This window comes from Burkholderia cenocepacia, from assembly GCF_900446215.1.
Classification (GTDB): Bacteria; Pseudomonadota; Gammaproteobacteria; order Burkholderiales; family Burkholderiaceae; genus Burkholderia; species Burkholderia cenocepacia.
This window is the reverse complement of the sequence record NZ_UAQZ01000007.1, coordinates 543,170-557,090: the sequence shown is the minus strand read 5'-3', so window position 1 is coordinate 557,090 and position 13,921 is coordinate 543,170. Positions and strand designations below refer to the sequence as shown.

Sequence of the window (13,921 nt, the reverse complement as noted above, 5' to 3'; positions counted from 1 at the left end):
CTGCTTCCGGCCCGGAGTCGGGCCGGCACGCAGTCGTCACTCCAAATCTATCCGAGAAACGCAATGCCTGCTGACGCTTTCACACCTCCTACCGAAATGACCGCGATCGAAATCGTCCATCCCGGCGGTCCCGACGTACTCGTTCCAGCCCGACGTCCGGTGCCGCGCCCCACCGACGAACAGGTCCTGATCCGCGTTCACGCCGCTGGCGTCAACGGTCCCGATGTCTTCCAGCGCAAGGGCTTCTACAATCCGCCACCGGGCGCATCGGACATCCCGGGCCTCGAGATCGCGGGCGAGGTCATCGACGTGGGGAGCGCAGTGAAGCGCTTCAAGCGCGGCGATGTCGTGTGCGCGCTCGTTACCGGTGGTGGTTATGCCGAATATGCAGTGGCCGATCACCGGGTCACCATGACGCTCCCGAAGGGACTTGGTGTCGTCGAAGCCGCGGCAATGCCGGAAACGTTCATGACGGTCTGGCTCAATCTTTTTCAGCGCGGCAAATTACAAGCCGGCGAGTCGGTTCTCATCCATGGCGGCGCTTCAGGTATCGGCACCACGGCGACAATGCTAGCCAAAGCATTCGGTGCGTCGAAGGTCATGACCACCGTCGGATCGGAGGTTCATCGCGAGGCCAGCCTGCGTCTTGGGGCCAATCACGCGATCAATTACCGGGACGAGGATTTCGTCGAAAAGGTGAACGAGTTCACGAATGGAAACGGTGTCGACGTCATTCTCGACATCATTGCCGGAGACTACGTCGCACGTAATTACACGATCGCTGCAATGAACGGCCGCATCCTGCAGGTGAGTGTATTGAAAGGCCCCGCCAAAGACCTCGATCTGTGGCCGATGATGACGAAACGCCTGACGCATATCGGTTCGACGCTGCGCTCACGAACACCCAACGAGAAAGCGGAAATTATTCGTGAACTGGAGATGCATGTCTGGCCGTTGATCCAGGCGGGAATGGTCAAACCCCAGGTTTACAAGACCTTCCCGTTGAAGGACGCGCGCGGGGCTCACGAGTTGATCGATTCCGGCGTGCACATTGGCAAGATCGTTCTCGTCACCGACGCGCTCCCGGCAGAGTGAGCCCGATCGACAGATCGGCGCGGTATCGGAAACAGGCGGCCTCTTGCTGGAGAGGCCGCCTTGACCTTTAGCTCTTGATGAACTTCAGAATGTCCGCGTTGATGACATCCGCATTGGTCGTCAGCATCCCGTGCGGGTAGCCCGGATAGATTCTCAACCTCGCGTTCTTGAGCAGCTTTGCGGACAGCACGCCGGCATCCTTGTATGGCACGACCTGGTCGTCGTCACCATGCAGGACCAGCGCCGGTTGCGTGATCTTCTTCAAGTCTTCGGTGAAATCCGTTTCCGAGAAGGCCTTGATGCAGTCGTATTGAGCCTTGATTCCACCCATCATGCCCTGACGCCACCAATTGCGGATGACGCCTTCGGACACCTTCGCGCCCGCCCGGTTGAAGCCGTAAAACGGTCCCGACGGCACGTCGAGGTAGAACTGCGCCCGGTTGGCGGCAAGCTGCTTCCTGAAGCCGTCGAAGACTTCAATCGGCGTTCCGCCGGGGTTGCGCTCGCTCTTCACCATGACCGGTGGCACTGCGCTGACCAGAACGATCTTTGAAGTCCGCTTCATGCCATGACGCGCTACGTAGGCAGCAACTTCCCCGCCCCCGGTCGAGTGCCCGATGTGGACGGCATTCCTGATATCGAGCGCCTCGGTCAGGTCCGCGAGATCGGCAGCGTAGTGATTCATGTCATTGCCGTCGGCTGTTTGCGTGGATCGCCCATGCCCACGACGATCATGGGCGATGACGCGATAACCATGCTCGACGAAGAACAGCATTTGAGCGTCCCAGTCATCCGCCGACAGCGGCCAACCGTGACTGAAGACGATCGGCTGGCCTTTGCCCCAATCCTTGTAGAAGATCTCGACGCCGTCCTTCGTCACGATCTTGTTACCACGGTCAGCCTCTCCTGCCGACGGATAAATCGGATGCTTGGCTGATGCGGCACCGGCCGTGCCACTCGAAGAAAACAAGGGCAGCGCCATCGAGGCAGCCGCTACTGCACCCGCTCCGATCATCAGTTCGCGACGAGATTTGCTGATGACGTCGACTTCATCCTTACCGATCATGACAGCCTCCTTTGGTAATCGAAAAGCGGCTACATCTGACCACCCGATACCCGAACCGCGTACGATCACGCTCCCGGTACCCCCGTTGCGCAAACTCGATGACCACGCGCCCCGTTTCCTGCTACTTGCTCTGCCGGCATCGGCAGCCAGTCAATTCGTTTCCCTGAGCCGCTTGACGACCGCCTCGGCAATTTCCTTGCTCGATTGCGGGTTTTGCCCGGTGATGATCCGGTCGTCACTGACGACATAGGATGTAAAGGGAAGAAACGCCTTCTTGTAGCGCGCACCACGGCTCACAAGTGCATCCTGCAAGAAGAGCGGAACCTGTGACTTCATGCCGGACAGCGTCTCCTCCATGTCGGAGAAGCCCGTCACCGGCACGCCCGCGAGGAGAGACTTGCCTTCGGCGTCCTGGAGCGGCAACAACGCGGATACGCCATGGCAAACGGCCGAGACGACACCCCCCTGACGATAAATCTGCTCGCTGACGGCCTTCAGCGCCGCGTTGTCGGGAAAGTCCCACAACGTACCGTGCCCGCCAGTGAAGTAGATCGCCTTGTAGTCGGCGGGATCGACGGCCGCGGCCGGCAAAGTCGCCTTCAATCGCGCCATGAAAGCAGGATCGGCCAAATGTGCGCGTGCCGAATCATCCAGGTAGAAAGACTTCAGGCTGCGCTCGTCGATCGGGACTTCACCCCCCGCCGGACTCGCAAAATCCATTTGCAGCCCGGCTGCCTGGGCGACGTCATAGAAATGAGTCAACTCGGTGAACCAGAGGCCGGTCGTATCCGATCGAGACGGATACTTCGAGTGATTGGTCATCACGACCAGAACCTTGCCGTTCAGCTGTGGCACGCCCTCGTTCCGCGCAACGTCGGCTGCATAGGCGTATCCGCCCGTCAGCACGGAAATCATGATGGCCAGGAGCCAATGCCTCAAAAGCCAACGCTTGAACATTCTCGATTCCTCATATAAGTCGGCGCGACTTCGGGTCATGACTCGATCGCACCGCACTGAAGCAACGACGTGAAAGGATGCAGACGAAATCCTAGGATTGAAGTTAAGTTGAATGTCAAGTGATCACGGTGCGCCATCGCCACACCGCCACGCGTCCGGATGCCGTGGCGCTCGGCGGCGTCCGTCTCGAGAATCAGCATCGCCACCGATCGATACGACGTTGTCGTGTCACCGATCCGGTCGCATGCCCGCACCAACCCGGCCTCGAACCGACTGAGCATCCATGGCCGTGGATCGCGTTAGCTGATGCAGGCAGGTGCCTCACCGACATAATTTTTATTAATTTAGCTTAGCTAAATACATTTCCGGCGAGAACGAGGAATGCCTTTCCCAGTCGCGAACAGTGCCGGGCATCGAGCCGTCGGGAGACCGAATACTGCAGGGTCGGATGTTCTCGCACACCGATACGCAGATGTACCGCCTCGGCGCGAACTTCAATCAGCCGCCGATCAACCGTCCGCGCGTGCGCGTCACGAACAACAACCAGGACGGTGCGCTGAACTTCGGCGACCGCAAGGGCGAAGCGAACTACGAGTCGTCAACGCTGAACGAACTCGCGCAGAACCCGCGTGACAAGTCAGAACAGCGCTGTCGTTCGCCGCGCTGTTCGGCCGCCTCGACCTGCTGCCGGTACTCGTCGCACATGGCGCGAACCCGGATCACGTCGATGCGCTCGGTTGTACCGCGCTACAGAACGTGATCCTGCAAGGCAACGACGCACGGTTGCCGCGCTCGAAAAGGTTGGCTCCGCACCGAGTGCGGATGTAACGTTGCGATCGTTGCCGTAACCGCTTGACTTTGAACTTGCCTTCAAGGTTAGCCTAGTGTCCATCGTCATTCGACACAAGGTCACGAAGGTATCCGACATGCAAACGATACTGGGAGCGAACGGTCAGATCGCCACGGAACTGGCGCGGGAATTGCGCCGCCTCAACACCGGCGAAATCCGCCTCGTCAGCCGCAATCCGCGCAAGGTCAACGACACCGATAGCTTGGTGTCGGCCAATCTGCTTGATGCGCGACAGACCGCCCAGGCGGTGAAAGGCAGTGACATCGTCTACTTCACGGCGGGCCTGCCCCCGGACACGGAGCTGTGGGAAACGCAGTTTCCGGTGATGTTGAAGAACGCGCTGGATGCGTGCCGCGCGGAAGGTGCTCGATTCGCCTATTTCGACAACACCTACATGTACCCGCAGAACAACCGGCTGCAGACGGAGTCGACACAGTTCGCGCCGGTAGGCCGCAAGGGCAAGGTGCGCGCGGCAATGGCGTCGATGGTGCTCGAAGAGATGGCGCGTAGCGACATCCCGGTGCTGATCGGCCGGGCACCCGAGTTCTATGGCCCCGGCAAGACGCAGAGCTTCACGAATGCGTTGGTCATCGACAAGCTGAAGGAAGGCAAGAAGCCGAAGGTGCCGTTGCGTGACGACACGCGGCGCACGCTCATCTGGACGCCCGACGCGAGCCGTGCGCTCGCGACGCTCGGCAACTCGCCGGACGCGTTCGGGCAGACCTGGCATTTGCCGTGCTGCGACGACCGGCCGACCTACCGGGAGTTCGTCGACATGGCCAGCGCCGCGTTTGGACGACCGCCCGCCTATTCGATCATCGGGAAAGGGGCGTTTTGGATCGCGGGCCTCTTCTCCCCGCAGGTACGTGAGATCCGGGAGCTTCTGCCTCGCTACGAGCAGGACAATCTCTTCGATTCCACGAAGTTCAAGCGCCGATTCCCCGAGTTTGAGGTGACAACTTATCGACAGGGCCTTGAACTGATTCGACGGGAATTCTAAACGTTTGGGGCACGCGGACACCGTCACCCCCTCGTTGCGCGATCCAGCGGGCTTGGCGGGCTCACCGGGCTTAGTCGTGGGGCAGCGTCACACCCGCCTCAATAAAGGAACGTCAACGATGACGCGATTCAGCGATGCGCCGATCATCGGGCAGTCGCGACAGGCGTGACATCGACCGACCCGCCCCCAACCTCGTCGCCCCTGCCACCCACTCCCAGTCCTTCGGGCTGGCAAGATATCTCGCCGCCGGCCGGATGCGGTTCGTCTGCGCCTGCCCGACGGCGACCGCCGAGCGTTCTTCAAGAATGCATCGGAAGCGTCAGCGCACCGATGCTCACCGGGCCACCGGTCAGCATGACAGGGCCATCGTCGCCGATCAACACGGTGTCGGAATGGCGAAAGCCACCGATGCCTTCAACATAAATTCCGGGCTCGATGGTCAGGCACATGCCTGGCTCGATGATGCGTTCGTAACCGTCAGCGAAAAACGGCGCTTCGCGCCCGGTCACGTCCATACCGTGCCCAGTGCGGTGCAGCAGTCGGTCACTCATACCGGCGCGCCGGAAATACGTGCGCGGGCTTGAGTGCGGTCCGCGGTTGCTCATTGCACGCGGCAAATCGACCGAAAAGGTGACGGTCAACAAGCGCAGTTGATACGCCATGTAAAGCAAGGGTTAGTACGTACGGCGGCGAGCGCGACATGCACCAGATTCATGTCGTCCATTTTTGTCTCGAATTTGACCGCGATTATGGACGCTCATATCGTGGGGCACATCGAATCGATACGACTCGCGCCGCTTCTGGAGCATCAGGGAAGCGGGAACCATCACTTCATGTCTTCCCCCACCATGAACCCTGAAGCTCTGAACTCCGATCTGGGCGCGCTCGCTCATCCCCGATCCGCGCGGTCCGCGAGCAACGTGCGTCGTGCCGTTACCACGGCCGTACTCGGCCAAATCCTCGAGTGGTACGACTTCTTCTTGTACGGCACCGCGGCCGCGCTCGTCTTCGGCAAGCTGTTCTTTCCGGTCGGCACCGATCCGCTGACGGGCACCATCGCTGCATTCGGCGGGTTCACGGTCGGCTTTATCGCCCGGCCGATCGGTGGCGTGCTATGTGGCCATATCGGCGACCGGTACGGCCGCAAGGCCGTCATGACACTTACGCTGCTCACGATGGGTACGGCCACCGTCCTGATGGGCGTTCTGCCAACGTATCGGCAGGTCGGCATCGCGGCACCCGTCATGCTGGTGCTGTTGCGCATTCTTCAGGGGCTTGCCGCCGGCGGTGAATGGAGCGGCAGTATTTTACTGATCCACGAGAACGCGCCGCGATCCAGGCGCGGTGCACTCGCCGCCTGGAGCCCCTGTGGCGCCGCACTGGGCTTCGTATTGTCCACGGGCGCGTTCCTGCTGGCGAAAAACGTTCCGGCGGACGACTTCCACAGCTGGGGATGGCGCCTTCCGTTTCTGGCCAGCGCCGCACTCGTCGTCCTCGGCCTCTGGATGCGCCGCTCGATTGGAGAAAGCGCCGCGTTCGCCGAAGTGAAGGCGACGCGCCATGAAAGCCGGATGCCTGTCATCGAAGTGTTGCGCCAATGTCCGCGCGAAGTGCTCACTGTGTTCGGCCTGCGGTTTGGCGAGGGCGCGGCATCCTACCTCTTCTTCGCTTTCTCGATCACCTACGCGCAGTTTCTCGGCATCACGTCGAGCTGGATTCTCGGCGGTCTGTGCATCTCCATGCTGCTGATGATACCCGTCTCCCTGTTCTTCGGCTGGGTGACCGACAAGGTCGGACGCAAGCCGGTCTATCTCGCCGGCGCGATCGCGATCATGCTGGTGGCATGGCCCTACTTCGTGCTGTTGGGTTCGGGCGAGTATTGGAAGGTAGTGGCCGCGCTTATCCTCGCCAACAGCGTCACGCTCGGCATTCTCCAGGGCGCACAGCCCGCGTTCATCAGCGAGATGTTGCCGGTGCACCTGCGCTTTTCGGGACTCGGCATCGGCCGCGAAGTCTCGTCCGTGCTCGGTGGCGGCCTCTCGCCGATGATCGCGACCGCGCTGCTCGCGCACTATCACAGCGCCGTGCCGGTCGCCATCTATCTGGGCGTACTCGGACTCGTGACCGTCGTCGCCACGTTGCTCGCACGCGAGACATTTCCGAAAGCGATGCGCGCTGCTGTTCGTCAGCAGCCCGAATGACATCCCCACACCAGCAACCGCGAGGTATCACTCATGCAAGACCTTCAAAGCGAAGCCATCATCGAATCGCATAACGACTATCCGCAGTATGCCGCGCCGCTATCGCTCGATGCGCTGATTGAAGAAGTCGAGCGTCGCCGTGACGAATTCGACAAGGTATCTCATGTGCCGCGCGATATGATCGGCAAGATGAAACGCGCGGGCATTTTTCGCGCGAGCACGCCGAAACGTTTCGGCGGCGATGCGCTGCCGCCGGCGCGCTTCCTCCAGATGCTCGAACGCATCGCGATTGCCGACGGCTCGACCGCGTGGGTCGCGGCGTTCGGCTCCGCCAATACCTACCTTGCGTCATTGCCGGTTGAAACGCAAGCGCAGATCTACGCATCGGGACCCGACCAGGTCTTCTCAGGGGGCTTGTATCCGCTGCAAAAGGCCGAGCGCGCACCCGGCGGCTTTCTCGTGTCGGGACAATGGCGCTTCGCCAGCGGCTGTAAAGGTGCGGACTGGATCGGCGTAGGAATCGGCGGTGTGCCTGCTGGCGCGGACGACAAGAACGCCGGCAAGCCGTTCACGGCGGTCTTTCCGGCAAGCGAAGTCGAGATCGTCGACAACTGGAACGTGGTCGGCATGCAAGGCACGGGCAGCCACGATCTGCGCCTGAAAGACAAATACGTCGACGAACAATGGACCTTCGTGCGCGGCGGCACGCCGCTGATCGATGAGCCTCTGTATCGGTATCCCGCCATCGCCTACCAGGCGCAGGTGCATGCGGCAGTCAACCTTGGCCTGGCGCGTGCCGCACTCGATCTGCTGGCGGGGATGTCTGGCGTGACGAAGACCACCACGGGCGCGCCACGTCTTGCCGATCGCGCGTACTATCGTTCAGGGCTCGCGCAGGCGGAAGCCCAGTTGCGCAGCGCGCGGGCATTCTTCTTCGAGTCCGCGGAAACATCGTGGCAAACGGTGCTGGCTGGCGATCCGGTGCTGCCCGCGGAAGCAAATTTGCTGCGTCTGTCTGCCACCCACGCGGCTCACACCTGTGCGGATATCGTGATGCAGGCGTACAAGATGGCGGGCATCGGCGCGATCTATCGCGAGAACCGCATGCAGCGTCTTGTACGGGACTCGATCGTCGTCACCCAACACGCTTTCCTCGGCGAAGGCAACTACGATGCATCGGGTGCGGTTTTCGTGGGTATTCCTCCCGTCACGCCGTATCCCTGAATATGCGCCTCTCCCCGAAAGGACAGCAGCCATGACCCACGATCAAGCGCGTGCACAGTTTCGCAACGCAATGGCCTCGCTCGGCGCGGCCGTCAACGTCATCACCACGGACGGCCCGCACGGGCGCTGCGGTATCACCGCAAGCGCCGTATGCTCCGTGACCGACACGCCACCAACGATGCTCGTCTGCATCAACCAGTCGAGTTATGTTCACGACGTACTGCTCGGCAATGGCCGCGCGTGCATCAATGTGCTGGGCGCGCACGCGCAAGCGCTGGCGCGTGTTTTCGCGGGCATGGACGGATGCTCGATGGAAGAGCGCTTTGCGCGCTGCGGCTCGCGCCCGGGCGCCCTGCAGCTCCCCGTGCTCGACGATGCGATCGCGAGTCTTGAAGGCCGCATCGTAGACAGCAAGCAGGTTGGCTCGCATTCGGTGCTTTTCGTACAGGTCGAACACATCGCCTCGCACGAAGACGGCGACGGCCTCGTGTACTTCGCCCGGCAGTTTCATCGGCTCGCGCGCGTGGCCGCTCCATGCGAGGTGGCGTGATCATGCAAGTCTGCCTGTTTCTGATCGGGGGGAGTGGACAGCCATCCCTACTGGATGTCGCGCCCCTGCAGCGCATTGAAGGATTACGCGGCCTGGTCGTGCATGAACCGATAAGCCAACGGGTCGACCCGCGCATCGCACCAACTGCCGATGCGCCGTCGAGCGTGCTGCAACTCTATTTCGACGAACTGGCGACGCTCGAGGCGGCCGCGGCCTGCGACGGTCCGATTCACCACGCTCTGCAGGCGCAATCGACAGTCGAGCACTTCACGCAGCAGGCCATGGCGGTACGCACCCTGGCACCATCCACGCCGGGGGGCGAAGCACGCGTGCAGCGGTGCACCTATCTCGTCGCTTACGACGGCCCGGCGGATGACTTCGACACATGGCTCGCGCATTACCTGCAGCATCACGCGCCGCTGATGTCGACCTTGCCCGCACTGCGCGAGCTGGAGATCTATACGCGCATCGACTGCACCATCGGCCTGCCGTGCGCGCGCGCGGAAGCGATGCAGCGCAACAAGGTCGTCTTCGACGATGCGTCGGCGCTCGCCGACGCGCTCGCTTCGCCGGTGCGCGACCTGATGCGCAGGGACTTCCACACCTTGCCGCCCTATCGAGGTGGTACGCCGCATTTTGCAATGCGCAGCACATACGGTAATCTCGCCACACATTGATGGCCGCATGGCGCGACCAGCGCTCGTTCGTGAGTCAACCCGTATGACGAAGCCCAACTCCGGTATCGCCGATCTGAACCTGCTGCGCGTGTTCCTTGCCATCTGGGATCTGCGCAGCCTGACCGCTGCCGGCGACCGTCTGGAATTGACCCAGCCCGCGGTGAGCCATGCCCTGCGGCGCTTGCGCACCATCTTCGACGATCCGCTTTTCGTGCGCACGCCCACCGGCATGGTGCCGACCGATGCCGCGCATCGGCTGTATCCGCCGCTCGCGCAGGCGTTGTCGATCATCAACGAGGCGGTCCAGCAACTCGCCAAGTTCGATCCCGCGACCGCCCGGCGCGTGTTTCGCATTTCGATGTCGGACATGTCGGAATTCTATTTTCTGCCGCCGCTGGTCGCGCTGCTGGAACGCGACGCGCGCGGCATTCGAATCGAAGCGGTCAATGTTCCGGTGGAATCCGTCAGCGCCGCCATGCGCGCCGGCGAAATCGATCTGGCGCTCGGCTACGTGCCGGGCCTCGACGCGGGATGCGTCAGCGAGACCCTATTCGTCGACGAGCATGTCTGCGTGGTGCGCGCCAATCATCCGCTAGGCAAGGCGCGGCCGACACGCGACGATCTGACCGCCTTGCGCTACGTCTACGCGAGCACCAACGCCACGGGCCATCGCATGGTCGAGCAATGGCTCGACGAGCTGAACTTCAAACGCGATGTCGTGGTACGGCTGCCGCACTTCGTCGTGGCGCCCGAAATCGTGATGAACTCGGACCTGGCGGTGATCTTCCCCAAGAGCCTTGCGCAGCGCTTCAATCGCGGGAGGGCCTTTCGCATTCTGCCATTGCCATTCACCCTGCCGCCCATCGAGATCCAGGTGCACTCACACACGCAATTCACGAGCGACCCGGGCGTCGCATGGTTGCGCGACACGATCTATTCGATGTTTCGTCAACCCGACGGCTGACGCGCATTGGCTGCGTCGATATCAGGCCATCCTTTCGGCGAATTCGACCGCGCCGACTGTCACCTTGACACTGTTCGTCATGCGAAGGCGTTTGCGGCTCCTGCATGGTGGACGTCGTGAGCGGCGAGCCGGAACATCGCGATCAGGTCCGAGTCAAGCGGAACGCTCCAGCTCCGACCGGGATCACATCGTTTTGAAACTCGCGAGGGTGTCGGTCATCAGGTCGCGCATCCACGCGTTGCCTTCATCGTCGTGAAAGTGTTCGTGCCAGTGCATCGTCACCGCGACTTTCGGCAACGGCACCGGCAGCGCGTAGATGTTGAACGCGTCGCCTTTGTTGAGAATACGCGCGAGTTTTTCCGGCAGCGTGGCGAACAGATCCGTGGCAGCCAGCACGCCGGGCGCCGCCACGAAATGCGGCAACACCAGCGCAATATTGCGCCCGACGCCCTGTGCGCGCAGCGCATCATCCAGCGCGTCATGGCTGTGTTCGAGCGAGCGAACCTGAACGTGCGACGCGGCAAGAAACTGCTCCAGTTTCAGTTTTTTGCCGTCGGGCAGATCGTCGCGTTTGCGCGTCATGCACACATACGATTCCTCGAAGAGCACGCAATGGCGCGTGCGTGGCAGTAGCGACGGCAGGTTGCCGATTGCGAAATCCAGCCGACTCGCGCGCAACGCTTCTTCGATTTCTTCGACCGGCAATGGCGCTACAACAAGTTTCACGCGCGGCGCGGCGTCATGCAGCACGGCGCAGATCGCTGGCAGATACGCCATCTCCCCCGCATCCGACAGCGACAGGCGAAATGTTCGCGTGCTGGTAGCCGGATCGAAGCGCTCGGCGTGACGCAACGCTTGCCGCACGGTGTCGAGCGCGCTCCCGACGATTTCGGCCAGCTCGAGTGCGACGGGCGTGGGCTGCATGCCCGTGCGGGTCCGGACGAACAGCGTGTCGTCGAACAAAGTGCGCAATCGCCCAAGCGAATAGCTGACCGCCGGTTGAGACAGTGCCAGACGCTCGCCCGCGCGCGTCAGACTGTGCTCTTCCACGATAGCCTGGAAAACGCGCAAAAGATTCAGATCGATATGGTCGATGGATGTCATGACGGACAGCTTGATACATGGGCCGAACTGATTTGACGGCGCGCGGTGAAGCGATTTGACGCATGGTCATCGAAAAGCGAGACCGGTGTCAACGAGAGGATTCGCCGAGCGCATCGCCAGGCTCGCGTGACTCGCCCGTCAACCCGAGCGGACATCATGTCAAAGAGAGTCGTGCTCGTGAGCGACGCGGGCTAACTCGCGGGCTTGCACAACGTCTCAGCGGGGCTTCCGGCCTGATGACGGGACGCCCGCTTCGTCACGTCCGATCGGCATTGCTCACGGCGCACGTGCATGAACCCGATTCATGCCGGCCATTATTGGCCGGAATTTGACGGCATAAAGTCGTCCTTCGATACTCGATTCCGCTCTGCGCCGCAGCGCTCGCCGACACAAGAACCATGGTGACAATTAAAACGTTCCACGCTTGAACGATGGATTCAAGGAGAGATGACAGCCATGATTTCACGGAAACACAACCCGTTGAAAAAAGCCAAAGCCTGCGCTTCACCGATGCACGATAGCGGAAGGCGTTTGCCCGTGCTGTTCGTTTCGTCAACGCTCGCCGTCTTGCTGTCAGGTTGCGGCGGCGACGGCTCCTCCGTCACTTCGGACCCCACGATCGCCGTGACCGCCGACGGCGCCGTACAAGGCACCCTGAACAACGGCGTGATCGCATTCAAGGGTATTCCGTTCGCGGCTCCGCCAGTCGGCGACTTGCGCTGGAGACCGCCGCAGCCCGTGGCCGCATGGAGCGGCGTGCGCCAGGCCACGTCTTTCGTTCATGACTGCATGCAGACGAGCGGCCCGAACGCGACGCTGACGGTCACACCGTCTGAAGATTGCCTGTACCTGAATGTATGGCGCCCGCTAAGCGGCAACGGCAAGAATCTGCCCGTCATGGTCTGGATTTACGGTGGTGCATACGTCATTGGCGGCACGTCGATGCCGACATATGACGGCACGCAGTTCGCCAGGCAAGGCGTCGTCATCGTCACCGTGAACTACCGTCTCGGCCGGTTCGGTTTCTTCGCACATCCGGCCGTGACGGCGGTCGCCGCGCAATCCGGCGAGATGTTGGCCAACTACGGCTACATGGATCAGATCGCCGCGCTCAAATGGGTACAGCGCAACATCGCGAACTTCGGCGGCGACCCGGCAAACGTCACGCTCTTCGGGGAATCCGCTGGAGGAGAATCGGTTCACAACCTGCTGACTTCACCACAGGCATCGGGACTGTTTGCAAAGGCGATCGTCGAGTCCGGCAATGGACGCGTCAACCAGTACTTCGGGCGCACGCTCTCGCGCAACGCGAAAACAGTCGGCGCGTCCGCGGAGGAACAGGGTTCCGCGTTTGCTGCAGGATTCGGCATCACCGGCAGCGACGTCCGTTCCTTGCACGCCTTGCGCGCGCTCTCGGCCGATCAGGTTCTCGACGGGCTGGACACTACGACGCTGAATACCGCACATAGCCTCGCGACGTTCTCCGGCAGTTCCATCATCGACGGCAAACTCGTGGTCGACGAACCCGAGAATCAGTACAAGGCCGGCCAGTTCGCGAAGGTTCCGCTCCTGCTCGGCGTCAACAATGCGGACCTCGGATTTGCCACGCGCGGACTCACGACCAAGGAGCAGGCCTATGCGATCTTCGGTCAGCAAAACCTGAGCGCGGCTGCCGCGGCGTTCGACCCGACGGGCACGGCGTCCGTTTCGACAGTGGAGAACCAGATCGCCCGTGTCATCACCATGGACGAACCCGCACGGTTCGTTGCACGAACCTTTACCGCGCGGGGTGTGCCGACTTATCTGTATCGCTTCTCGTACGTTGCCCAGTCGATACGCGGCAAGGTCAGCGGCGCGACGCATGCGGCCGAGATTCCCTATGTGTTCGACACGCTCTCCGCCGCGTACGGCACAGCCGTGGCCAGTCAGGACGAACAGGTCGCGCACGACATGATCGCCTACTGGACGGCATTCGCCAGAACGGGGAATCCTTCCGACGCCGGTCTGATTGCGTGGCCGATGTATAACGCCGATCTCGACAATCAACTGGCGTTCACGTCGGCGGGCACCTTGAGCGTTGACCAGCCGAATCCACTGAAAGCGCAGATCGATCTCGTCGAGCCGCTCAACGACACCGACCAAACAGCGAATCGTCAGTACCAGCCGTAGCCGCACGACTCGCGGAAATGCGGGTCGATGGTCGCGGCCAGGCACCGGATGCGCCATCGACGTC

Annotated in this window: 12 protein-coding genes and 3 pseudogenes; 11 read left to right on the top strand and 4 right to left on the bottom strand. The window is 61.8% G+C overall.

Features of this window, described 5'->3' with window-relative positions; translation table 11 throughout:
- The first annotated feature begins 63 nt into the window (after window positions 1-63).
- Window positions 64-1,095: an NAD(P)H-quinone oxidoreductase gene (locus tag DTA15_RS16450; RefSeq protein ID WP_012493482.1), complete on the top strand. Its 1,032-nt coding sequence runs from the start codon at window positions 64-66 to the stop codon at window positions 1,093-1,095.
- Between the two features lie 67 nt (window positions 1,096-1,162).
- Here DTA15_RS16450 and DTA15_RS16445 read toward each other — a convergent pair whose 3' ends face one another.
- Window positions 1,163-2,161: an alpha/beta fold hydrolase gene (locus DTA15_RS16445; RefSeq protein WP_006490267.1), complete on the bottom strand. Its 999-nt coding sequence runs from the start codon at window positions 2,159-2,161 to the stop codon at window positions 1,163-1,165.
- A 150-nt stretch (window positions 2,162-2,311) separates the two neighbouring features.
- Window positions 2,312-3,118, bottom strand: coding sequence for a type 1 glutamine amidotransferase domain-containing protein (locus tag DTA15_RS16440; RefSeq protein WP_012493484.1), 807 nt, complete (start codon window positions 3,116-3,118; stop codon window positions 2,312-2,314).
- A 394-nt stretch (window positions 3,119-3,512) separates the two neighbouring features.
- Between DTA15_RS16440 and DTA15_RS39070 the strand changes: the two are divergent.
- From DTA15_RS39070 to DTA15_RS16420, 3 genes and pseudogenes are all read left to right on the top strand, one after another.
- A pseudogene (locus DTA15_RS39070) lies at window positions 3,513-3,758 on the top strand (catalase); the annotation flags it as partial.
- Between the two features lie 2 nt (window positions 3,759-3,760).
- A pseudogene (locus DTA15_RS39065) lies at window positions 3,761-3,966 on the top strand (ankyrin repeat domain-containing protein); the annotation flags it as partial.
- A 78-nt stretch (window positions 3,967-4,044) separates the two neighbouring features.
- The gene (locus DTA15_RS16420) at window positions 4,045-4,968 is read left to right on the top strand and encodes an SDR family oxidoreductase (RefSeq protein WP_012493485.1); all 924 of its coding nucleotides are present in this window, start codon (window positions 4,045-4,047) and stop codon (window positions 4,966-4,968) included.
- Window positions 4,969-5,267: 299 nt separating this feature from the next.
- Here the strand turns inward: DTA15_RS16420 and DTA15_RS16415 are convergent, their stop codons facing one another.
- A complete protein-coding gene (locus DTA15_RS16415; protein WP_227743165.1) occupies window positions 5,268-5,630 on the bottom strand; it encodes a M24 family metallopeptidase in 363 nt (120 codons plus the stop codon).
- 186 nt (window positions 5,631-5,816) lie between these two features.
- On the opposite strand from DTA15_RS16415, the gene DTA15_RS16410 reads away from it, so the two are divergent.
- The 6 genes and pseudogenes from DTA15_RS16410 to DTA15_RS39440 all read left to right on the top strand — a co-directional run.
- Window positions 5,817-7,169, top strand: coding sequence for an MFS transporter (locus tag DTA15_RS16410; RefSeq protein ID WP_227743193.1), 1,353 nt, complete (start codon window positions 5,817-5,819; stop codon window positions 7,167-7,169).
- A 33-nt stretch (window positions 7,170-7,202) separates the two neighbouring features.
- The gene (locus DTA15_RS16405) at window positions 7,203-8,393 is read left to right on the top strand and encodes an acyl-CoA dehydrogenase family protein (protein WP_006490338.1); all 1,191 of its coding nucleotides are present in this window, start codon (window positions 7,203-7,205) and stop codon (window positions 8,391-8,393) included.
- A gap of 31 nt (window positions 8,394-8,424) precedes the next feature.
- Entirely contained in the window at window positions 8,425-8,943 is a 519-nt protein-coding gene (locus DTA15_RS16400; protein WP_006490344.1) for a flavin reductase, read from the top strand.
- A 2-nt stretch (window positions 8,944-8,945) separates the two neighbouring features.
- Window positions 8,946-9,620 (top strand): ethyl tert-butyl ether degradation protein EthD, encoded by a 675-nt coding sequence (locus tag DTA15_RS16395; protein ID WP_171984378.1) that lies wholly within the window; start codon window positions 8,946-8,948, stop codon window positions 9,618-9,620.
- 43 nt (window positions 9,621-9,663) lie between these two features.
- On the top strand, window positions 9,664-10,584 hold the full coding sequence (locus DTA15_RS16390) for a LysR family transcriptional regulator (protein ID WP_006490282.1): 921 nt from the start codon (window positions 9,664-9,666) through the stop codon (window positions 10,582-10,584).
- Window positions 10,585-10,658: 74 nt separating this feature from the next.
- Window positions 10,659-10,840, top strand: a pseudogene (locus DTA15_RS39440) (2Fe-2S iron-sulfur cluster-binding protein); the annotation flags it as partial.
- Here the strand turns inward: DTA15_RS39440 and DTA15_RS16385 are convergent.
- Window positions 10,768-11,688, bottom strand: a complete 921-nt coding sequence (locus tag DTA15_RS16385) for a LysR family transcriptional regulator (protein ID WP_006490264.1) — start codon at window positions 11,686-11,688, stop codon at window positions 10,768-10,770. The pseudogene DTA15_RS39440 and the gene DTA15_RS16385 sit on opposite strands and share 73 nt — an antisense overlap.
- Window positions 11,689-12,135: 447 nt before the next feature.
- Between DTA15_RS16385 and DTA15_RS16380 the strand changes: the two genes are divergently transcribed.
- Window positions 12,136-13,857, top strand: coding sequence for a carboxylesterase/lipase family protein (locus DTA15_RS16380; protein ID WP_227743166.1), 1,722 nt, complete (start codon window positions 12,136-12,138; stop codon window positions 13,855-13,857).
- Window positions 13,858-13,921: the final 64 nt, after the last annotated feature.

Excerpts from the sequence above, each read along its gene's own strand:
- DTA15_RS16395 (WP_171984378.1), top strand. The coding sequence starts at position 8,946 with ATGCAAGTCTGCCTGTTTCTGATCGGGGGGAGTGGACAGCCATCCCTA.
- DTA15_RS16380 (WP_227743166.1), top strand. The coding sequence starts at position 12,136 with ATGACAGCCATGATTTCACGGAAACACAACCCGTTGAAAAAAGCCAAA.
- DTA15_RS16400 (WP_006490344.1), top strand. The coding sequence starts at position 8,425 with ATGACCCACGATCAAGCGCGTGCACAGTTTCGCAACGCAATGGCCTCG.
- DTA15_RS16450 (WP_012493482.1), top strand. The coding sequence starts at position 64 with ATGCCTGCTGACGCTTTCACACCTCCTACCGAAATGACCGCGATCGAA.
- DTA15_RS16390 (WP_006490282.1), top strand. The coding sequence starts at position 9,664 with ATGACGAAGCCCAACTCCGGTATCGCCGATCTGAACCTGCTGCGCGTG.
- DTA15_RS16415 (WP_227743165.1), bottom strand. The coding sequence starts at position 5,630 with ATGGCGTATCAACTGCGCTTGTTGACCGTCACCTTTTCGGTCGATTTG.
- DTA15_RS16410 (WP_227743193.1), top strand. The coding sequence starts at position 5,817 with ATGAACCCTGAAGCTCTGAACTCCGATCTGGGCGCGCTCGCTCATCCC.
- DTA15_RS16405 (WP_006490338.1), top strand. The coding sequence starts at position 7,203 with ATGCAAGACCTTCAAAGCGAAGCCATCATCGAATCGCATAACGACTAT.
- DTA15_RS16440 (WP_012493484.1), bottom strand. The coding sequence starts at position 3,118 with ATGTTCAAGCGTTGGCTTTTGAGGCATTGGCTCCTGGCCATCATGATT.
- DTA15_RS16420 (WP_012493485.1), top strand. The coding sequence starts at position 4,045 with ATGCAAACGATACTGGGAGCGAACGGTCAGATCGCCACGGAACTGGCG.
- DTA15_RS16385 (WP_006490264.1), bottom strand. The coding sequence starts at position 11,688 with ATGACATCCATCGACCATATCGATCTGAATCTTTTGCGCGTTTTCCAG.
- DTA15_RS16445 (WP_006490267.1), bottom strand. The coding sequence starts at position 2,161 with ATGATCGGTAAGGATGAAGTCGACGTCATCAGCAAATCTCGTCGCGAA.